Annotated in this window: 19 protein-coding genes and 3 pseudogenes; 9 read left to right on the top strand and 13 right to left on the bottom strand. The window is 53.8% G+C overall.

Annotation, left to right across the window (positions count from 1 at the left end; translation table 11 throughout):
- The 3 genes from AC1DU9_RS26405 to namA form a co-directional block, all read right to left on the bottom strand.
- Positions 1-997: alpha/beta hydrolase (locus AC1DU9_RS26405; protein ID WP_477811017.1), on the bottom strand; the 997-nt coding region annotated here is incomplete at its 3' end.
- A gap of 68 nt (positions 998-1,065) precedes the next feature.
- Positions 1,066-1,449, bottom strand: a complete 384-nt coding sequence (locus AC1DU9_RS26400) for a nuclear transport factor 2 family protein (protein WP_223462277.1) — start codon at positions 1,447-1,449, stop codon at positions 1,066-1,068.
- Between the two features lie 60 nt (positions 1,450-1,509).
- Positions 1,510-2,550: an NADPH dehydrogenase NamA gene (namA, locus tag AC1DU9_RS26395; RefSeq protein WP_457266363.1), complete on the bottom strand. Its 1,041-nt coding sequence runs from the start codon at positions 2,548-2,550 to the stop codon at positions 1,510-1,512.
- 113 nt (positions 2,551-2,663) lie between these two features.
- Between namA and AC1DU9_RS26390 the strand changes: the two genes are divergently transcribed.
- A complete protein-coding gene (locus tag AC1DU9_RS26390) occupies positions 2,664-3,053 on the top strand; it encodes a winged helix-turn-helix transcriptional regulator (RefSeq protein ID WP_223462275.1) in 390 nt (129 codons plus the stop codon).
- Between the two features lie 50 nt (positions 3,054-3,103).
- Here the strand turns inward: AC1DU9_RS26390 and AC1DU9_RS26385 are convergent.
- The 5 genes and pseudogenes from AC1DU9_RS26385 to AC1DU9_RS26365 all read right to left on the bottom strand — a co-directional run.
- Positions 3,104-3,181 (bottom strand): annotated as a pseudogene (locus AC1DU9_RS26385) (transposase domain-containing protein); the annotation flags it as partial.
- 21 nt (positions 3,182-3,202) lie between these two features.
- Positions 3,203-3,277 (bottom strand): annotated as a pseudogene (locus tag AC1DU9_RS26380) (TetR/AcrR family transcriptional regulator); the annotation flags it as partial.
- Positions 3,278-3,434: 157 nt separating this feature from the next.
- Positions 3,435-5,180: a gamma-glutamyltransferase gene (gene ggt / locus AC1DU9_RS26375; protein WP_477811016.1), complete on the bottom strand. Its 1,746-nt coding sequence runs from the start codon at positions 5,178-5,180 to the stop codon at positions 3,435-3,437.
- A 186-nt stretch (positions 5,181-5,366) separates the two neighbouring features.
- Complete coding sequence (locus AC1DU9_RS26370; RefSeq protein ID WP_457266365.1) at positions 5,367-6,626, bottom strand: cation:dicarboxylate symporter family transporter; 1,260 nt, start codon at positions 6,624-6,626, stop codon at positions 5,367-5,369.
- A 113-nt stretch (positions 6,627-6,739) separates the two neighbouring features.
- Positions 6,740-7,165 (bottom strand): VOC family protein, encoded by a 426-nt coding sequence (locus tag AC1DU9_RS26365; RefSeq protein ID WP_223462272.1) that lies wholly within the window; start codon positions 7,163-7,165, stop codon positions 6,740-6,742.
- Between the two features lie 206 nt (positions 7,166-7,371).
- Here AC1DU9_RS26365 and AC1DU9_RS26360 point away from each other — a divergent pair, with 206 nt between their 5' ends.
- Both AC1DU9_RS26360 and AC1DU9_RS26355 read left to right on the top strand, forming a co-directional pair.
- The gene (locus AC1DU9_RS26360) at positions 7,372-8,250 is read left to right on the top strand and encodes a LysR family transcriptional regulator (RefSeq protein ID WP_223462271.1); all 879 of its coding nucleotides are present in this window, start codon (positions 7,372-7,374) and stop codon (positions 8,248-8,250) included.
- Positions 8,251-8,436: 186 nt separating this feature from the next.
- A pseudogene (locus AC1DU9_RS26355) lies at positions 8,437-8,727 on the top strand (cysteate racemase); the annotation flags it as partial.
- Positions 8,728-8,784: 57 nt separating this feature from the next.
- Here AC1DU9_RS26355 and AC1DU9_RS26350 read toward each other — a convergent pair.
- Entirely contained in the window at positions 8,785-9,285 is a 501-nt protein-coding gene (locus AC1DU9_RS26350; RefSeq protein WP_056724899.1) for an Lrp/AsnC family transcriptional regulator, read from the bottom strand.
- Between the two features lie 119 nt (positions 9,286-9,404).
- Between AC1DU9_RS26350 and AC1DU9_RS26345 the strand changes: the two genes are divergently transcribed.
- From AC1DU9_RS26345 to AC1DU9_RS26335, 3 genes are all read left to right on the top strand, one after another.
- Positions 9,405-10,439, top strand: coding sequence for a histone deacetylase family protein (locus tag AC1DU9_RS26345; RefSeq protein WP_223462270.1), 1,035 nt, complete (start codon positions 9,405-9,407; stop codon positions 10,437-10,439).
- A gap of 54 nt (positions 10,440-10,493) precedes the next feature.
- Positions 10,494-11,549, top strand: coding sequence for an ornithine cyclodeaminase (locus AC1DU9_RS26340; RefSeq protein WP_223462269.1), 1,056 nt, complete (start codon positions 10,494-10,496; stop codon positions 11,547-11,549).
- A 175-nt stretch (positions 11,550-11,724) separates the two neighbouring features.
- Positions 11,725-13,140, top strand: a complete 1,416-nt coding sequence (locus AC1DU9_RS26335) for an amino acid permease (protein WP_457266226.1) — start codon at positions 11,725-11,727, stop codon at positions 13,138-13,140.
- Between the two features lie 190 nt (positions 13,141-13,330).
- Here the strand turns inward: AC1DU9_RS26335 and AC1DU9_RS26330 are convergent, their stop codons facing one another.
- Positions 13,331-13,675: a hypothetical protein gene (locus AC1DU9_RS26330; protein WP_457266225.1), complete on the bottom strand. Its 345-nt coding sequence runs from the start codon at positions 13,673-13,675 to the stop codon at positions 13,331-13,333.
- A gap of 43 nt (positions 13,676-13,718) precedes the next feature.
- Between AC1DU9_RS26330 and AC1DU9_RS26325 the strand changes: the two genes are divergently transcribed.
- On the top strand, positions 13,719-14,792 hold the full coding sequence (locus AC1DU9_RS26325) for an NAD(P)/FAD-dependent oxidoreductase (protein ID WP_457266224.1): 1,074 nt from the start codon (positions 13,719-13,721) through the stop codon (positions 14,790-14,792).
- A gap of 224 nt (positions 14,793-15,016) precedes the next feature.
- Here the strand turns inward: AC1DU9_RS26325 and AC1DU9_RS26320 are convergent, their stop codons facing one another.
- Entirely contained in the window at positions 15,017-15,907 is an 891-nt protein-coding gene (locus tag AC1DU9_RS26320; protein ID WP_223462266.1) for a LysR family transcriptional regulator, read from the bottom strand.
- 253 nt (positions 15,908-16,160) lie between these two features.
- On the opposite strand from AC1DU9_RS26320, the gene AC1DU9_RS26315 reads away from it, so the two are divergent.
- Positions 16,161-16,916: a hydroxypyruvate isomerase family protein gene (locus AC1DU9_RS26315; RefSeq protein ID WP_457266223.1), complete on the top strand. Its 756-nt coding sequence runs from the start codon at positions 16,161-16,163 to the stop codon at positions 16,914-16,916.
- 278 nt (positions 16,917-17,194) lie between these two features.
- Here AC1DU9_RS26315 and AC1DU9_RS26310 read toward each other — a convergent pair whose 3' ends face one another.
- Positions 17,195-17,791: a DJ-1/PfpI family protein gene (locus AC1DU9_RS26310; protein WP_457266222.1), complete on the bottom strand. Its 597-nt coding sequence runs from the start codon at positions 17,789-17,791 to the stop codon at positions 17,195-17,197.
- 184 nt (positions 17,792-17,975) lie between these two features.
- Here AC1DU9_RS26310 and AC1DU9_RS26305 point away from each other — a divergent pair, with 184 nt between their 5' ends.
- Positions 17,976-18,797, top strand: coding sequence for a CHAD domain-containing protein (locus AC1DU9_RS26305; RefSeq protein ID WP_457266221.1), 822 nt, complete (start codon positions 17,976-17,978; stop codon positions 18,795-18,797).
- Positions 18,798-18,931: 134 nt separating this feature from the next.
- Here AC1DU9_RS26305 and AC1DU9_RS26300 read toward each other — a convergent pair.
- The coding region (locus AC1DU9_RS26300; RefSeq protein ID WP_477811015.1) for a ParA family protein at positions 18,932-19,431 on the bottom strand (500 nt) is incomplete at its 5' end.

Below are 19,431 nucleotides of genomic sequence, written 5' to 3'. Positions count from 1 at the left end.
GTTCTTGAGATGCCTGCTCGATCGCGGTGCGGGGCGTCGGCAGATGGCTGAATGCGTTCGACAGCCCAAAATCGTGAATCATGCCGTTGTAGCGTACCGACTTCACAGGTACACCCGCAGCGTCGAGCTTGCGGCCGTAAGCTTCAGCTTCATCGCGCAGGACATCGAATTCGGCAGTCTGGATCAGCGTCGGCGGCAAGCCCTTCAGCTGCTCGGTAGTGGCCTGCAGTGGAGAAGCGTAAATCTGTTTGCGTGCCTCGGCGTCGTGTGTGTAGTTGTCCCAGAACCACACCATCAAGTCCTTCGTCAGGAAATAGCCGTTGGCAAATTCCTTGTACGACGGCGTGTCGAAATTGGCATCTGTCACCGGACACAGCAACACTTGCGAACGCAGTGTGGGCCCACCCTTCTCGTTCGCCATCAGGGCAACTACGGCGGCAATGTTTCCGCCTGCGCTGTTGCCGGCCACGGCGAGGCGAGTGCCGTCTACCTTAATATCTTCGCCATGTTCGGCGACCCATTTTGTCGCGGCATAGGCTTGCTCGGTGGCGACGCCATATGCCGCCTCTGGCGAGAGGCTGTAGTTGACGAAGACCGCCACCGCACCCGAGCCTACCACCAGGTCACGCACCAGTCGTTCGTGGGTCGGGAAGTCGCCCAACACCCAGCCGCCGCCGTGGAAATACATGAACGCGGGCAGCGTCTTCCGTTGGCTACCGACCGGACGCACGATAGTCAACTTCAGATCGCTGCCGTTGACGCGTATTGTCATCTCGCTGACATCAGCTGCCGGCAACGCCACTTGGGGGGCCGCCTGGGCACCCGCCAGCGCGGCACGGGCATCGACCGGCGTCATGGAATCGAGAGTCTTGCCACCTTCAAGCGATTGCAAGAGTTTCGCCGTGTTGTGCTCAACTCCCGGGTATGTGGTGGCGGAGGCAGTACCGGGCGCAAGAGTAACGACCGTAAGAGCGAGAGCAGATGTAAGGGTTTTCATGACGTTTCCATTATTATGTCTGAGTGCTGGGAAGCCTCAACTACCGCAGACTCAAGGACGACAGAGGGTCAAGGCGCGACGTGGGTATGAAAGATCTTGCTGACGACCGTCCACTTGCCATCGACTTTCAACAGATGGAAAAAGTCGGTGAACGAAATGCCTGACATGTCGTTGGCGTCAATGCGCGCGCTAGCCGCCGTACCGACGACCTCGATGCGGACTATAGCTGCCGGTGCGTCAGGAGATGGGCGGAAACCCTTGTCGATCCCATCGAACAGGATTGGAATCGCGCCGCCGGTCAGCTTACCGTCGCCATCGACGCTAAACATCGTTGCTTGCTCACTGAAAGCTGGCTTCATGATGCTGCTTTTGGCGTGTTTGCAACCCTCAATGTACTTGTTCAGCACCTCGGTGATGGCTTGGTGTTCTTGTACGTAAGTCGGTTCGCTCATGTGTTTACCCTGCTTCATTGGATTGCTATTGATCACTGATTTGATTTACGCAGAAAAGCTTCAGGCTTTGGTATCAAGCCAGACAGATCCATAACGTGTGTAGGCCTCAGGAATCTCTATGACTTCCCTCAGATCATCTGCTGCGGTGCGCACCCAGAATGGATCGCGCAGCATTTGTCGCCCTACAAACACCAGATCAGCGCGGCCGTTTTGCAAGATTTCTTCGGCTTGACGCCCACTCTGAATCACACCCACAGCACCTGTAGCAATATGCAACTCCTTACGCAGTAATTCAGCGGCCGGTACCTGGTACCCCGGGTAGGTCTGCACCTTGACCATCTTGATTCCGCCGGAGCTGCAGTCGATCAGGTCAACACCCTGCTCTTTCATCCAGCGACCATATTCAAGGAACGACTCAGGCGTGTTTCCGCCTTCGGCGTAATCAGAGCTGGATATCCGTACGAACAGAGGACGATCTTCCCAGTGAGTTTTAACCTCTTCCAAAACTTCGCGCAGGAAGCGATAGCGACGCTTGGCATCACCTCCATATTCGTCGTCGCGCATGTTGGCTAGTGGCGAGAGAAACTCACTAAGCAAGTAGCCATGCGCGGCGTGGATCTCGAGCACATCGAATCCCGCTTCGCGGGCGCGCCGTGCGGCATCGCCATATAGCTTTACCAAACCCGGAATCTCATCAGCTGCGAGTTCGCGGGGAACAAGGCTGGTATCCGTGAAGGGAATCGCCGACGGAGCGATATGAATGAGATTAGGCAAATCGGCATTGCGCCCGGCATGGCCAATTTGAGCGCCAGCTTTTGCCCCAAAGCCGTGGAGCAGTTCAGTCAGCGCCTTCAGGCCGCCAATATGCTCATCGCTCCAGATACCCAAGTCACCGGCCCCTATACGACCATCAGCCTCGATAGCCAGCGTTTCTGGAAAAATCAGCCCCGCCTGACCTAAAGCTCGAGCACCATAATGAACTCGGTGCCAGTCAGTGACAAAGCCATCATCAGCGGCCATGTGCATGCACATAGGGGACATAACGACCCGGTTTTTCAGTTTCAGGCCTTTAATTTCATGGGGGGATAGCAACAAGCTCATCTGGCGGATTCCATAGTGGTTAATATGGAATCATGCTAACGTCCACAGCATCTTTACGTAAGTACGCACAATTTTGTGCTGTAGGCACATTTTTTATACCATGGAGATACCCAGTGAAGAAATGCGCTCCTCAGGGAGAAGTTGAAGCGTTTGCTTGCCCCGTCGCGTTTACCGTTGATGTGATCGGCGGGAAATGGAAATCGCTCATACTGTTCCACCTGATGTCCGGAACAAAGCGGTTCAACGAGTTGCGCCGGTTAATTCCGGATGTGACTCAGAGGATGCTCACCCTTCAGTTGAGAGAGCTGGAGACAGACAGAGTTATCCATCGCGAAATCTATCGCGAAGTGCCGCCCAAGGTGGAGTATTCGCTCACAGAATTAGGCAACACACTTGCGCCTTTGGTCAGTGCGATGCGGGAATGGGGAGCGGCGCATGAGAGTACGATCTTAGAGTTCAGGCGCTCTGCGGTCGATGACGATCAGTTTGAATCTCTGGCCTAGTTTTAGATTCTATTGCCTCAATGACTTTGTGTTTGATGGGCTGGCTCACATTAATGAGGCAGCAGTTGGACGATCTCATTCGCTTGCTGCGTCGGCAGCCGCGTCAGCAAATCTTTGAGATAGGCGAAGCCTTCAAAGGAACAAACTCAGTAACCTTTATGGGTCATCAGCGACTTCGCTACATCAATGATGTGCTGCCGCATGTCTTGAATAGGTTTCTTCATAGGGTGGATAGCCCACAGAAAACTAGACCGGTCGTCTATAGACGTTTTCCCGATCTAGCTTTCTTCCATCCCTCAAATCACCAAGCCTCACCTCAGTGCCCGACGATGGAAACGGAAACTGTTGCTCAGATCGAATTATTTGTTTGGAAATGACGAATTATTTGACCAGCATCGTTACTCCCCTGCCCCTCGGGTCTGTCACCGGTTCCGGGATACCGCCATTCACCTTGATCGCCTGAATATCACCATTGAAACCCTGGTTGACGAGATTGTAGCCCTTGGCGTCGAGATCCCTGGCTAACTGCCCCGTGATCGGAGAGTAAGGCTCCCAAAAAATGGTATTTGCCGGCAGCAATTGATGATGAAAGCGCATCGCGCTAACAGCATCCTTTAGCGGCAATTTGAAGTCATAGATATTGCTCACCACTTGAAAGATCGATGTAAAAATTCTAGGGCCACCCGGCGTGCCGATGACTAACGCGACCTTCCCGTCCTTCAGAAAAATGGTCGGAGACATCGAGGAAAGTGGTCTCTTTCCGGGCTCAATCGCGTTGGTGTCATTACCGACAACCCCCAACTGGTTGGGCACTCCGGCAAGGGCAGAGAAGTCATCCATCTCATCGTTGAGCAGTATTCCGGTTTTACCGGCAACCACTCCAGACCCGAAGAAGCCATTCAATGTGTAGGTGTTGGATACCGCGTTCCCCCATTTGTCGACAATCGAAAAATGCGTCGTTTCCGGTTTTTCCGGGAAGGTAATGTTCAAACCTGCGACTACTTTACTGGTGTCTGAGGTGGCCGAAACATTCACTTCCGCCGCCCGCCGCATTAGGTAATTCTCATCCACCAACTGTCTTACCGGAACCTTGTAGAAATCGGGATCGCCCAGGTACTGCGCTCGGTCGGCAAACACTCGCTTTTCGATTTCTGCTACGAGATGAATGTACTCTGGCGAGTTCAGCGGCACGCCACTAAAATCCGCGTTGCGCGCTTCTTTCATCTTCAATAGCTGAACCAGAGCGATCCCACCGGAGCTGGGCGGTGGCGCGGTCACCACCTGGAAACCATTCCAGTTTGCCTGTATCGGCTCTCGCCAAATGGCCTTGTAGTTCCGCAGGTCGGCTTCGCTGATAAGTCCGCCATGTTCCCTCATATCATTAACGATCAGTTCGGCAGTCTTGCCGGAATAAAAACCTGCAGTGCCGTGCTTCGCGATTCGTTTCAATACTGCTGCCAGTTCAGGCTGCTTAAAAAGCATGCCTGACTGCAACGCACCAAAATGCTCAGAGAAATTGGTTTTTCCAGCGAATCGCTGCTTATTTTCCGTTGCCGCCAAACCGGCTAGCATTTCATCAACTCGAAAGCCTGCATCTGCATAGTGGATTGCCGGCTCGACCAGCGCCTGCCAGCTGAGCTTGCCAAGACGCTGATGGGCTTCCCACAGACCGGCGACCGTACCTGGGACGCCCACGGCCTTGTAGCCAAGCACGCTGCTTTGGGTGCTATCAGCAGGGATCACTTGACCATTGCCGGCGACGAACATGTCCCTGGTCGCCTTGATCGGTGCCCGCTCGCGGTAGTCAAGGAAGTAAGGTTTGCCCTCGTGATAGATCGTCATGAATCCACCACCGCCAATGTTCCCCGCTTCCGGATAGGTAACAGCTAGCGTGAATGCAATGGCCACCGCCGCATCGACGGCGTTGCCACCTTTGGCAAAGATGGCTTTGGCGGTTTCAGCCGCATAACGATCAGGTACTGCCACGGCAGAATGGGTCAACAGATGCGATTTAACAGTATTGCCTGAAGCGGCCTGAGCATTTCCCACGGTCAGGAAGCTGGCAAGTAAAACCGCACACAACAAAGCAAACTTACGGTGTGAATCGGGAAAGAATTCTTTGCGCATAAAGCACCTTATTTTTTTATTAATAATCGGCAGCAAAACGCGGAAATCCGAATTGATACAGTTAAGAAAAAATCTAACTGCACAGCTCAGAACCCGGCAAAGAGAACAGACATAAACATTTATTGTTGAATGGCGAAAACAGGAAGAGCCATAGACTTTTGATAGCCGATGACTCCTCATGAGTAACTATGCTTTCTGTGCTACGCGTTCGATTCGTGAAGGCTCAAGGGCCGCCTTCTCCCATTTGGCGATAACCAATGGTGCGATCGCATTACCCAGCACGTTCAACGTGGTTGTGCCGCTATCAATAATCCTAAAGATCCCCGCAATAAGCGCTACCCCTTCCAATGGAAGACCGGCAGACGCCAACGTCGCAGACAAAATAATGATGGCAAATCCAGGTACCCCGGCAGCACCTTTGGAGGTCAGCACCATTGTGACCACCAGCAGAATCTGCTGAGAAAGCGACAGGTCGATACCATAGAGTTGAGCGACAAAAATCGTAGCCACCCCAAGGAAAATCGACGCGCCATCCAAGTTGAATGCATAACCGACCGGAACCACAAAACTGACGATGCGGCGCGGAACGCCATAGCTTTCCAGCTTGGTCATCAACTGCGGCATAACCGCTGCCGATGCGGCACTCGAGAACGCAAGGATCAGCTCATTTCGGAAATACTTGATCAGCTTGAAAATGTTCTCGCCGATCAGATAGCAAATACCGCCGAGTACCACCAACGCAAAGACAATCAGCGCCAGGTAGACCACACCAATCAGCTTGAGCAAGGGCAATAGCGAGGCAAAGCCAAAGGTCGCAACGGTAGCGCCGATCATGCCAAATACGCCTATCGGAGCGTACGCCATGACGATTGAGACGACTTTGAACATCGCATCGGAAATACCCTGAACCACGGCGACCACTGGCGCGCTCTTCTCCCTGGGCAGCGAGTTCAATGCCATGCCGAACAACACGGCGAAGAACAGCACCGACAACAGCTTGGCTTCGGACATTGCCACAAATACGTTGTCCGGGACGATGTTCTGCACAATCACGAGAGCGCCCTTCGAAGGCTCCATCGTGATGGACGCAGCGCTATGCGTAATACCGGAAATATCAGTCCCTGTGCCAGGCTCGAAGATGTTCGCGAAACAAAGACCCATCACAATCGCCAAGCCGGTGATCGCAAAGAAATAGCCCAGCGACTTTGCGCCCATACGACCAAATGACTTGTTATCTCCGCCTCCCGCGATGCCCAGGATCATGCAACAGAACACGATCGGTACGACGACCATCTTCATCATCTTGATGAAGATATCGCCAAGCGGTTTCAGAATTTCTGCACTGACCCAAGATTGATACTGCGGATGGGTATTGAAATACCAACCGACGAGCACACCAAGCAACAGCCCGGCAATGATTTGCCACACCAAGGGAATACGTTTCATGTCTAGCCTTCTTGTTGGAATGAAAGGACTGCGTTAACTGGCAGTTGCTAGAGTCATGAGCTTCCAGCTCACTTGAGTTCAAATGGCACAACGCTGTTGTGCCAACACTTTTCTTATTTTGCGAAGAGCTGGCTCATATCCTTGAACGCCTTGAATTCAAGGGCGTTACCGCACGGGTCGAACAAGAACATGGTGGCTTGCTCGCCGACCTGCCCTTTGAAACGAATGTAGGGTTCGATCACAAACTCCGTGCCGAAAGACTTCAAGCGCTCGGCCAGCGCTTCCCATTCCTCCCAGCCCAGGATGATGCCGAAGTGCGGAACAGGTACGTCGTGGCCGTCTACCGGGTTGCTATGGACGCTTTCCTGGGAAGCGGTTTTGGGGTGTTCGTGAATAACCAGTTGGTGGCCATAAAAGTTGAAGTCGACCCACTGGTTGCTGGAGCGACCTTCTTCCAGGCCGAACACATCGCCGTAAAATGTGCGTGCGCCAGCGAGGTTGTAAACGGGGATTGCGAGGTGGAAAGGCGAGAGGCTCATCAGAACTCCAATACAGTTTTTTTGTTGGTGAAGGACGGAGCGTATGAATGCTGGCCGTTGGTTTTTCGCGACGCTTCAAGTTCCGCCGTCCCRCCGACATCGGCTTATAGGCTCGGGCAGTTGCCGGGGGATAGACACATCGTAGGGCGGCCAACAAAGTAAAAAAATCAATATAATTTTCTTAGAAACACAATTAATATTTGTGAATGATTAAAGAACTCAAAACACTCATCGCCGTTGCACGGGAAGGTACGTTTGCCGCTGCCGGGAATAAAATCGGCCTCACCCAAGCAGCGGTGAGCGCCCAGATTCAGCGTCTGGAGGCCGAGCTCGGCTTTGAGATATTCGACAGGAAGGGACGCTCAGCCCACCTAAACAGGATGGGCCATCAAATACTCCTGCAAGCGCAAGAGCTGCTTCGGCTTTACGACAATCTGGGCTCCACCACGGTCGGACTTCCTGCGAGCGTTCTGGTGAACATCGGTGCTATCGCTTCCGTACAGCGCTCCTATCTTCCAGATGCACTAGCCAAGTTTCACCAACAATGCCCTCAATGCCGAACCCGCGTAATCCCGGGGCTATCGATGGAGTTGGTCAACCTCGTGGATGCCGGCGAAATCGACATGGCGGCAATTATTCGCCCGCCCTTCTCTCTTCAGAGCGATCTACGCTGGACGACCTTGGCGCTTGAGCCCTACCGGCTGATCGTTCCGCGTGAACTGCCAGGAGAAGATTGGTCAGCACTACTTTCCAGCGAACCGTTCATTCGGTATGACCGATCATCATTCGGGGGCAGGCAGGTGGATCGCTTCCTTCGGCACATGCATTTCACCTTGCGGGAGGTTTGCGAGCTGGATGAACTAGAGGCGATCATCAAGCTAGTGGCCAATGGCGTTGGTGTAGCGCTGGTGCCGCAGACAGCAACCCATCAGGAATGGCCCGTAGGTGTACGAGCGCTCGATCTCGGACAGCACACCTTCCACCGTGATATCGGGCTCGTACACAGGTCTCGACAGAGCTTTACCGAACCGGTGCGGATACTTGCCCAGCTTATAAGTGATCAAGTAAAAATTGGCTCCGAATAAATTCCGGGCAATAAAAAGCACCCGCGAGGGCCCTAGTTTGTATTCAATCCGAAATCACTTGGTCTGCCACGATTGAACGGTTGCTGAACCGTGCCCAGCATCGCCTTTCAGCGCTTCAGCGCGACAGCTTATTCTGCAGAGCAATCGGCCGATCACCGATATCGCGATTGCGACCGGCTTCTGTAGCGAACCGGGTTGCAAATAATCACCCCAGGTGTGGATTACCAGGCGTTGGTGATGGAGTCGATTTACGTCTTGATCGCTGCAGAGCACCTGTGTGAACTGGGTGCCGATGTGCTCATCCTGGGGTGCACAGAGCTACCCCTGGTGCTCGAGCATAGCGAATCCTGCATGATCAAAAATCATGAGGTTGCATTGGTCGACCCGACAACCATTTTGGCATTGAAGTGCATTCAGCTTGCCCGTGAAAACACGGACAAGCCTCAGTCACTGAGCAAGCAACAGTGTGTCGGTTGATAACAACGGAGCTACGTCAAAGACAGTGTTTCACRAGGTGATCTAACCCCTGCCCATTCACTCCTTGCTCGACTTGGGTATCGCTATACGGCTACTGGTCTTGACCTCGCGTAAAGCCAGACTGGACTGGATGGACGCAATACCCACCTGACGCCTGAGCACCTGCTCGATAAAGTCACTGTAGCTATCAAGATCCTCTGCCAACACTTGCAGCACGTAATCGGCATCCCCGGTGATCTTGTGACAGGACAACACTTCGGGCAATTGCGCAATCACCGCCTCGAAGGCGTCGGGAGCGTGATCGGCGTGGGTGGAAAAACGGATGTGCACGAACGCCATGATATCCAGCCCCAGCATTCGTCGATCAAGGTTCGCCTGATAGCCCTTGATCACGCCCGCCTCCTCCATTCTCTTACGCCGCCTCCAGCAAGGTGTCAGGCTTAACGACAAGCGCTCACTGAGCTCAGCGTTGGAAATACTCGCATCCTCCTGCAGCAATGCGAGGATTGCCAAGTCGGTATCGTCGAGGCTGATGCGTTTGGATAATTTTTTCTGCATGACGCCATTCCAGAGTAAAAACGCCCGAATAATCTACTAAACCACGAAAACAAAGCAAAGAAAGCGCATCCCGGCCGGAACAGAATATTTGCACTGGCTCACATTAACGGATGCGCAGAATGTTTACAGTTTTCAGTGATTCCCACCGCTTGCACCACGGCACCGAATTGAAAGACGGCGTGCTCAAGCCATCGTTCGAACAGCCCAGTCGGGCCGATACCGTCCATAAGCGTGTCCAGCAGGTAGGCCTTGGCCAGATCATCGAACCGCGAGCATTTGACCGGTCGTGCTACGTCAATGCGCACAGCGAGCGCTACGTCAGCTTTCTGGAAAGCGCCTGGTCAGAATGGTGCGCGACCGGGCGTACGCACGATGCCCTACCGCTGGTATGGCCAGTGCGTGACCTGTCCAACGAGCAAGTCCCGACGTTCATCGACGGCAAGCTCGGTTTCTACGCCATGGACGCCGGCTCCCCGATTACCGCGACCACTTGGCAAGCGGTGAAAACCAGTGCAGACATCGCCCTCACCGGCCTGGCACTGATCGATGAAGGCCATGACAGTGCCTTTGCCCTGTGCCGACCGCCCGGCCATCATGCAGCGCGCGAATACATGGGCGGCTATTGCTATCTCAACAACGCCGCCATTGCTGCACAGCAGGCCATTACCCAAGGTGCCAAACGTGTCGCCGTACTGGACGTCGACTTTCATCACGGCAACGGCACCCAGAACATTTTCTACAAGCGTAGTGACGTCATGTTTGTCTCGCTTCACGGCGAACCGGCGGTGTCCTACCCGTACTACTCAGGCTTCAGCCACGAAGTAGGCACAGGCCAAGGCGAAGGTTACAACCTGAACTATCCGATGCCGAAGAACACCACTTGGGAAAGTTATCGCAACGCCTTGCTCCACGCCTGTAAGAAACTCCAGCAATTTGGGCCTGAAGTGCTGGTTATTTCACTGGGCGTCGACACGTTCAAGGACGACCCCATCAGTCACTTCCTGCTGGAAAGTGAAGACTTCATCGGCATCGGAGAGCTGATCGCGAGCGTCGGCTGCCCCACTCTATTCGTCATGGAAGGCGGCTACATGGTCGATGAGATCGGGATCAATGCGGTCAACGTACTGCATGGCTACGAGAGCAAACGCGCCTGAGTCATCCATCCCCTGAATCGCAACGCTTCAACTATTGAATCGGAGAATAAAAACATGACTCTTTTTATAGACGTCGATCATGCTGCACGCCTGTTCGCCACGGTGGGAATCCGCCGGGCAATCCGCGAAATGGCCACTTATATCGAAGCGGACTATTTGCGCTGGGCGCAGTTTGATAAGTCGCCCCGTACCGCCAATCATTCGGCCGACGGTGTGATCGAGTTGATGCCCACCGACGATGGCCAACAGTACTCCTTCAAATACGTGAATGGTCACCCAGGCAACGGTCAAAGCAATTTGCTGACGGTCATGGCCTTCGGTGTCCTGGCCGATGTCCACAGTGGCTATCCAACCTTGCTCAGTGAACTGACGCTGACCACAGCCGTGCGCACTGCTGCTACCTCCGCCCTGGTTGCGCAGTCCCTGGCGCGCTCTGGTGCAAGCTCCATGGCAATCATCGGCAATGGCGCCCAGAGCGAATTTCAGGCTCTCGCCTTCCACGAAATGCTGTCCATCAAGGAAATCCGCATTTTCGATATCGATCGCGATGCTTCACTCAAGTTGAAGCACAACCTGGCCGCATTCCCGGGGATTGAAGTGATTCTGGCCAACTCGGTACAGGAAGCGGTCAAGGGTGCGCACATCGTCACCACTGTCACTGCAGACAAGGCCTATGCAACGATTCTGACGCCCGAGATGATCGAGCCCGGCATGCATATCAATGCCGTGGGTGGTGACTGCCCAGGGAAAACCGAACTGCACGCCGACATCCTGCGCAATGCCCGGGTCATCGTTGAATTCGAACCGCAAACCCGGATTGAAGGCGACATTCAACAGCTGGAAGCCGACTCTCCCGTCGTCGAATTCTTTCGGATTGTTCAGGGCGAAGTCCCAGGCCGCGAGAACGACGCACAGGTCACCGTGTTCGATTCGGTGGGTTTTGCCCTCGAAGACTTTTCGTCGCTGCGCTACGTGCACGATCTGGCGCGGGAGCATGCCATCGGTGAGCGCATCCATCTGGTGCCGACGCCTGCCAACATAAAAAACCTATACCAACTGCTTGATCAACCGCCAGCAATCGTCCCCTCACGCCTGCGCACAGTGAGCTGATAGCCATCGGTGATGCCTCTGAGCAAAGTGCCAAGGGGCTATTCACCGTGTGAGTGGACGACCAACCCTGCCGCCCGCAAACCACCACCGTCAGTAGCCGTTGCATCTCCAACAAGAACGCTAGACACCCACTTTTCTGCCAAAACTCAAAAACATAAAATCAAGAGGTTTTGTAATGAAATCGACTCCGTCCGAGCGGGTTGAACAGCCCGCGCTGCAGCGCACGCTCAGCAATCGTCACATTCAGTTAATGGCCATGGGAGGTGCCATCGGTACCGGTCTGTTTATGGGTTCCGGGAAGATCATCGCCCTCTCCGGCACGTCGATCATCCTCATCTATATGATCATCGGTCTGTTTGTCTACTTCGTCATGCGCGCCATGGGCGAAATGTTGCTTTCCAACTTGAACTTCAAAACCTTCGCGGATTTTGCCGGTGCCTATCTTGGCCCACGCGCAGCATTCTTTCTCGGCTGGTCATACTGGCTAAGCTGGAGCGTTGCAGTGATAGGTGATGCAGTCGTGGTGGGTGGATTTTTTCAGTATTGGTTCCCCGATGTACCCGCCTGGATACCGGCGATCGGCATGCTGATGACACTGTTCGCTTTGAACGTTCTGACTGTCAGGCTCTTCGGTGAAGTGGAGTTCTGGTTCGCGATCATCAAGATCATTGCCGTCGTCACCCTGATTGGCGTCAGTATGGTGATGATTGCCAGCTCCTTTGTATCACCCAGTGGCGTCACCGCATCCCTGAACCACTTGCTGGATAAACAGGCCGCCTTCCCCAACGGCTTGTTCGGTTTCTTTGCCGGGTTCCAGATGGCGATTTTCTCATTTGCGGGCACCGAGCTGATCGGCACCGCAGCCGCCGAAACGCGCTCCCCCGAAAAGACCCTGCCTAAAGCCATCAACTCGATTCCGCTGAGAATCATCCTGTTTTATGTGCTGGCACTGGCCTGCATTATTGCAGTGACTTCCTGGCAACAGGTTTCGCCCAACAAGAGCCCCTTCGTCGAGCTGTTTCTGGTTGCAGGGTTTCCCGCAGCAGCCGGTATCGTCAACTTTGTGGTGCTGACATCCGCCGCCTCATCGGCCAACAGTGGCGTATTTTCATCCAGTCGCATGCTGTTTGGACTGGCCAATCAGGACAACGCTCCGGGGATTTTCCGGCGTCTGTCGAGCAATAGCGTGCCTCTGCTGAGCCTGGCGTTCACCACACTGTTGATGCTGGTGGGCGTGTTGTTGCTGTTCATCGTTCCAGAAGTCATGACCGCATTCACCATCGTCTCTACCGTGTCGGCGATCCTGGTGATTTTCACCTGGTCGACCATTCTCGCGTCGTACATTGCCTATCGCAAAACTCGTCCTGAACTGCATGCGAAATCGATCTACAAGATGCCTGGCGGCGTGCCGATGGCCTGGTTTTCCTTGGGGTTTCTGGGTTTCGTTCTCTGTCTGCTGGCATTGAGACCCGACACCCGAATTGCCTTGATGGTCATGCCGGGGTGGTTCATATGGTTGGCAATTGCTTACCCGTTGACCTGTTCCAGAAAACCCAAACCCGCTGACGGTTCGGCAAATCAATACAGCTGATGTTCGCCTGGTGCCTTTCGGTGCCGATGAGTGAAGAGCGCGTCAGCGACGCAGCACTTCTGGGATGACTACAGGCTAAAGAGCCCCAACTGAAGGCCGTCATATTTCATTGACGGCCAACTCTACGGATGAACGATTCGGTTTGCTGACAAATGGTGAGACGCCGTAAGCAAAACTTCACCAGCTATCCTCAGTTAGTCGTACTGCTTCGATGGCCATCTCGATCCCCATGCAACGCCAGTGCGGGACAGCAAACTAGGCGAAGCTGGGTATCCAGATTCCAGTGGCTGAATGCATCGGAAAGCCAGGTATCGACCCATGCCTGTAAAACCCAATGGGTATTGTCTGCGTGGTGTTTCCGTAATCGCGCCAACTGTTGCGGCTCAACAAACTGGCGCTCGGCCTGACGAATTCCATCAAGCGTTGCAGCCTCAACGAATGTCTGCGCAGATTCAGTGATGATGCCCTGGCAATATTCTGGATACGCTGCAACGCAGCCAACCGCCATGACCAGGTTTACAAACCCTGAGATCATCTGGGTGTAGTACTTTCATCAGGTCAACAGAACGGAAGCTGTTATGGAAAATAGCGCAGGCAAACGAGTTGTTGTCATTGGCGCAGGCATTGTGGGCGCGTCCTTGGCGTATCACCTGGCTGGCAAAGGCGCGAATGTCGTCTTGGTCGAGGCTGAAGGTATAGCGTCCGGGGCGACCGGAAGCTCATTCGCCTGGATCAACACCTCGCACAGCGGGCCCGATCCAATCGCAGAATTGCGTAGCGCCGCCACCCAGGAATACCGCCGCCTCCAATCCGAGCTACCGGGTCTGAAAGTGCGATGGACAGGCTCCCTGTCTTACAGCGCGAGCCTGGATAGAGAGCTGCAAGACTCAGGCAAACAGCCTTCGGCAACCCTGGTATCTCGCCCCCAGATACTCGGTCTTGAGCCGAACCTCAAGAATCCCCCTCAACATGCCTTGTATGGAGCTGAAGAAGGCGCACTGGATGCAGTGGCAGCAACTCACGCTTTGATCGCAGGAGCCCAGAATCATGGCGCGAAAGTTCTTACGCATACTCGGGTGCTTGGCTTTCCAACTCAGAACGCAAAGGTGACGGGAGTCGAAACCGTAACGGGGATCATCGATGCAGACATTGTCGTACTGGCAGCGGGGACAGGCATCACGAAGCTGACTGAGACGTTAAAGATGTCCCTTCCAATAGAGGCCTCTGCGGCAATACTCATCCGCTACAAGACACAACCCAATCTCGTGAACACCATCATCTCCAGCCCTCAAATGGAAGTAAGGCAAAGCACCGACGGTACGCTGCTGGCGGCGGAAGATTATTTGGGAGACTCCTTGGAAAACCAGCCAGTAGAGATAGCGCTACGAACTGCTCGGGCCATCCAGAACGAACTCTATGGGATTACTTCGATTGATCCGCAATTGGCTTGTGTCGGACTCAGGCCAATTCCTGTCGATGGCATACCCATCATCGGCTACCTACCCGATATCGGCGGAGTGTACGTTTGCGCAATGCATCCTGGCGTCACTCTGGCGGCGATTGTGGGCCGTCTTGCCAGCGAGGAGATAGTCGACAACAAGGCATCCTCGGCCCTTGGCTCGTGTCGTCCCGACCGATTCTTCCAGACATAAGATCACTTGTCTTTCTCGCAAGCCCGGTTCTCGCGAACAACAGCTTGAGTTCGAAACTGTACTTTTCCAGGCGAGTCCCTCAACGTGCTACCAGCGGAAGTAAGTCGATTCTGTTCAGTCGTGACAGACAGAAAACGGCCCAAAAGCCTTTGGCTGCCGTAAGGATTTATCCTTCTGACCGGCAGCCGATATCAGTAGCTTAGGGCATTTCAGATCCATCCCTTTTAGCCGGGGTCTTTACTGAAGAAACCGGTCGTTTGAGCAAACTCAACAAACCGCTTGTTTGCAACAGATAAGTATTCGTTCGCTCGCCAGCACAAACTGAAACTCATGGTCTGTGCCGGCTTGAACGGAATACCCAACATGCCGGGCACGCATTGTTGAATGGAACGCAGCAGCGTAGAGGCGCCCATTCCATCCATTGTTGCCTTGATGACCAGTGAGACGAAATTGGTTTGCAATGCTATTCGGTAGCGGGCTCCGGAAGCTTCGCAGAAGGCGTCGAACAGATGGCGTTGCAGGAATGTTTGGTCAAAAAGCACCATTTTTTCATCTTGCAGACGCCAGGCCTCGATAAAGGCTTCGCACGAAAGTGGGTGGCTATCGTTCATGCACATCACCATCTCGTCGGTGCCTAACAACACGGAATCCCATCCGCTCTCGACTCGACGAGATTCCAACAACGCGACGTCGATGTCACGGCTTTCCAGCCGCTGGCTGATGTCATCCGCACTGCCTTCAATCACCGTCATCACGATTCCTGGATATCGTTTACCAAAGGCGTTGAGCACCTGTGGAATGTAATTGATCCCGAACATTGGAGGCACGCCGAGTCGAATCTCACCACTGTGCAAATGCGCCATATCCCGTAGCTCTTGGCGTGCCATGTCCAATTCGAGCAAAGCGACTTCCACACGTGCAAGAAAGCTTTGTCCTTCAGCCGTCACAGTGATTTGTCGTGCCGCGCGGTTGAAAAGCGTAACGCCCAACTCCTCCTCCAAGCGAGTGATGGCCATGCTCAGTGCTGGTTGGGCGATATGCAGGCTTTGCGCAGCTTTGGTGAAGCTACCTTGCCGCGCGACCTCTACGCAGCACATCAATGCTTTGAGATTCATGCCGGTCGTACTCGGTTCGAAACCAAAAGCATAACAATTAGTGATGAAATTAATCACAACATAATATTTTTCGTGATGATGGTGGCCCGTTAACATACTTGCGATTACTTCATTGTCGCCTTCTTGAGACCGCCGTCATGACCTTAAATGGATTTTCCTAGATGCCAATCCGTGGCAGTAAAAGCCAATCCTATGAAGGCGAAGGATGGTTCAGGTAGATGACTCGTTTTTTTCAAAGATGGATGTGTACCTAATGCTCAAGTTCAATGCTCATCTCGGCTTTCAATTCAACGACCTGCCTTTTCTGCAGCGTATCGAAGCTGCTGCCGCTGCTGGATTTCGGGCGGTGGAGTTTCCCTCTCCTTATGAATTTGACGCCAGTAACTTAGCCGCTCATTTGACTCAGTACTCTCTTCCTCTGATCCAGTTCGCTGCACCGGCCGGAGTCACCAAAGGCATTGCTGCCCTGCGAGGCAAGGAAGAAGAGTTTCGTGCAGGTTTGGCCTTGGCCGCCCGGTATGCAAAGGTGTTGGATTGTTCGAATGTGCACATCATGTCTGGGATTACGGCACAAGTTGAGGCTACACCTAGCTTCGTGAGCAACCTGGAATATGCAGTCAAATACTTTGAAGATCAGGGGTTGCGGCCCCTGATTGAAGTGATCAGCCCAAAGGAAATCCCGGGGTACTACATGTCTGATTTCAGCAAGGCGCAACGGGTGCTGGAGACCTTCCCGAGTATTGGGCTGATTCTCGACCTTTACCATGCACAGCTTTTGACCGGAGACGCTGCAGGTGTTCTGGCTCGGTTTTATGACCGAACCGTCCATGTGCAGATTGCGGACTGCCCAGGTCGCCACGAACCGGGTACAGGCATAATCAATTTTGCTGAATTGTTCGCGACTCTGGAGCATCGTGGTTACGCAGGATGGATCGGGTGTGAATACCGTCCTTCCAGCACTACTGTTGCAAGCTTAGGCTGGCTCAAGACGCAATTGCTTAGCGCTTGAGTGAGCCGCGTTACTTTGATGCACTCCACAGATGGAGTGTTTTCAGAAGCGCTTGATGAGGCTATCGTTCAGCGATACGGTGCTGGCAAAACCCTCAAGTGTCCAGGTGCGTAAAGCACGTAGAAGCGATTGGGAGCCGACGCGCGAATAGCCCATCATGGCCCTGCATCGAATCGATGCCGAAGTCAGAGGCCGAATATACGTGTGCAGTCGGCACGGGCGCCAAAGCGAAGGAAGCTTCCCAACGAGGAGGAGTCCATATACGGTCACTGCTCGCATTAAAGAAACCGCGAAATATTCGCCATCGCACGCGTTATGTAAATGTCCTTCTCCCCCACTGGGGCAACGTAATGAAGCGCACTGCGTGCGGCCTCGATACCTGCAAGACGTGAGATGAACCAGGCGGCCAGATAATGCGACGACAAGCACCCGCCAGCGGTTGCGACATTGCCCTTGGCCACGAACGGTTGATTGAGCACTGCCACGCCAGCCTCCTCAACCCAAGGCTTGGTGATCAGATCCGTGCAGGCCGGAACGTCGTCCAGCAGGCCCAGCTTTGCAAGTATGAGCGTGCCCGAGCACTGGGCGCCCAGGAGTTGGCGCGCAGGATCAAGCTTCAGGCGAGACATCAGCGCGGCATTCGCGACGACGTCCCGGGTCATTCTCCCACTACCCACCAGCACAGCGTCCGCGCCACATGCGTCCTCCAACGACATCTGCGCCTCGATCATCAGGCCGTTCATCGACAGCACCTTGTCCGTGGGGCTGGCGATAGACACTCGCCAACCAGGCTGTTGAACCCGGTTGAGGATGCCGAACGAGATGAGCGAATCAAGTTCGTTGAAACCTTCGAAGGTAAGGATGGCGATGTGCATTATGAGCCTCGTACCAGTGAAATCTTGTGGCCCATCGTAAAATCCAACAACCAATACATTCAACAAATTGTAATGGATACACTTTGACTCTCTACAGCAATATGGCAGTAACAATCTGCATCACCGACTCCCGATAAAGATCTACGCTCTGTACTGATTACAAACGTGGTCACAGGCGAATCTGATGGCATTCATCGACACATACGTAAAAGAAATTCTCGGTCTTGAGGTCGTTCTGTTCCATGCGCGTAGTCGTCTGGAAGCAGAGACAGACAGCGAGGCCTTGCACGATTTAAGGATCGCCGTCAGACGAATCCGAAGTCTGCTAACGCCATTGCGCTCATTGAAGGAAATGACCGTACTTCGCGAGGCTGCCACCGAGGCGGGTCGGCTGACGACACCGGCGCGGGATCTGGAAGTAATGGCCAGCGAACTTGAGCTTCAGGGCATGCCTGAAGCGGCGGCCACCAGGCGTTCTCGCTTAAAAACAGATTATCGAAAATTACTCAATGATCCCGCGCTGGATGGATTGTTCGTAGCCTTGGATCAATGGCCTTCTGCATTCAGGGCATCAGAGCCAGGCAATGATTCAAGGGTAATGAAACAGGTCATCGTCAAGGCGCTGACCAAGCAAATCGATAAGCTCCATCGCGCTTTGGACGATGAGCAGTTTGACCGGCACGAGTTACGAATTTTGGTAAAGCGCACTCGCTACCTTACCGAAGCATTCCCACAATTGTCCCCGCTGTCGACGACGGCGGCGAAATCCTTGAAGGCGGTGCAATCGGCACTGGGATCATGGCATGACCATTTCCAGTGGTGCCTCAAGGTAAAACTTGAGCCTGACCTTAAGCCGCTGGAGCACCTGTGGGCGGAGGCTTCCATCGGCGAACTTCGACAAGCCGAGGACGAAATGCAAAAACTGAAAATGCTGCTTCCAAAAATCTCAGGCAAAAAAATGGCCGTCCCAAAGGCGGCCAAGAAAACAGGAGTTGATTCGAAGTAAGAGCTATCGATTGCGCGCGAGTTATCGTACTGGCATTTCGATTTCAATTTTATGTTCAGCGCACGGAATCAGATGCGGAACCAAGGCGTGCCATCCCATCGTCAGACGCTGAAGTTTCAACCTTGCTCTTGCGATCAACCGGCTCTTTCCAAAGCGGAAAACAGGCTGATAAATTCCAATGAAAGCTTATGGCGTGGCGCCAGGTGGATCATGGGTACCGTCGCTTCATGGGACTCACGCATTTTGACCGAGCTACTCAAATAATCAGGTAACACGGGCAAGCCTTCGGCCACCAACTCGTCGATCAGCATCTGGTGCAAGCTGGCACGTGCCACAAATTGGTTGACCACCACACCTTCCACGATCAGCGACTCATTATGGTCAGCTTGCAACTCAGCCACTTGCGCGATGACGTTGTAGAGCGCCTGACGAGAAAAGCTGTCGCAATCGAATGGAATCAGCACACGGTCGGCGGCGATCAGTGCGCTGAACGTGTAGAAATTCAGGGACGGCGGCGTATCGATATAAATACGTTCGTAATCTTCGGAAAGCTCCACCAGCAAGCGGCGCAGCTTGTTGATCTTGAATTTGGACTCAAGCTTTGACTGCAGGTCGGCAAGCTCGTGGCTGGCCG

It is taken from the genome of Pseudomonas sp. P4_C1 (assembly GCF_056402155.1).
The sequence above is the reverse complement of the archived record's forward strand: the minus strand, read 5'-3'. Positions and strand labels throughout refer to the sequence as shown.

What these genes read in the sequence shown, in the direction of transcription:
- AC1DU9_RS26400 (WP_223462277.1), bottom strand. Translation starts at nt 1,449, where the DNA reads ATGAGCGAACCGACTTACGTACAAGAACACCAAGCCATCACCGAGGTG.
- namA (WP_457266363.1), bottom strand. Translation starts at nt 2,550, where the DNA reads ATGAGCTTGTTGCTATCCCCCCATGAAATTAAAGGCCTGAAACTGAAA.
- ggt (WP_477811016.1), bottom strand. Translation starts at nt 5,180, where the DNA reads ATGCGCAAAGAATTCTTTCCCGATTCACACCGTAAGTTTGCTTTGTTG.
- AC1DU9_RS26370 (WP_457266365.1), bottom strand. Translation starts at nt 6,626, where the DNA reads ATGAAACGTATTCCCTTGGTGTGGCAAATCATTGCCGGGCTGTTGCTT.
- AC1DU9_RS26365 (WP_223462272.1), bottom strand. Translation starts at nt 7,165, where the DNA reads ATGAGCCTCTCGCCTTTCCACCTCGCAATCCCCGTTTACAACCTCGCT.
- AC1DU9_RS26360 (WP_223462271.1), top strand. Translation starts at nt 7,372, where the DNA reads ATGATTAAAGAACTCAAAACACTCATCGCCGTTGCACGGGAAGGTACG.
- AC1DU9_RS26350 (WP_056724899.1), bottom strand. Translation starts at nt 9,285, where the DNA reads ATGCAGAAAAAATTATCCAAACGCATCAGCCTCGACGATACCGACTTG.
- AC1DU9_RS26345 (WP_223462270.1), top strand. Translation starts at nt 9,405, where the DNA reads ATGTTTACAGTTTTCAGTGATTCCCACCGCTTGCACCACGGCACCGAA.
- AC1DU9_RS26340 (WP_223462269.1), top strand. Translation starts at nt 10,494, where the DNA reads ATGACTCTTTTTATAGACGTCGATCATGCTGCACGCCTGTTCGCCACG.
- AC1DU9_RS26335 (WP_457266226.1), top strand. Translation starts at nt 11,725, where the DNA reads ATGAAATCGACTCCGTCCGAGCGGGTTGAACAGCCCGCGCTGCAGCGC.
- AC1DU9_RS26330 (WP_457266225.1), bottom strand. Translation starts at nt 13,675, where the DNA reads ATGATCTCAGGGTTTGTAAACCTGGTCATGGCGGTTGGCTGCGTTGCA.
- AC1DU9_RS26325 (WP_457266224.1), top strand. Translation starts at nt 13,719, where the DNA reads ATGGAAAATAGCGCAGGCAAACGAGTTGTTGTCATTGGCGCAGGCATT.
- AC1DU9_RS26320 (WP_223462266.1), bottom strand. Translation starts at nt 15,907, where the DNA reads ATGAATCTCAAAGCATTGATGTGCTGCGTAGAGGTCGCGCGGCAAGGT.
- AC1DU9_RS26315 (WP_457266223.1), top strand. Translation starts at nt 16,161, where the DNA reads ATGCTCAAGTTCAATGCTCATCTCGGCTTTCAATTCAACGACCTGCCT.
- AC1DU9_RS26310 (WP_457266222.1), bottom strand. Translation starts at nt 17,791, where the DNA reads ATGCACATCGCCATCCTTACCTTCGAAGGTTTCAACGAACTTGATTCG.
- AC1DU9_RS26305 (WP_457266221.1), top strand. Translation starts at nt 17,976, where the DNA reads ATGGCATTCATCGACACATACGTAAAAGAAATTCTCGGTCTTGAGGTC.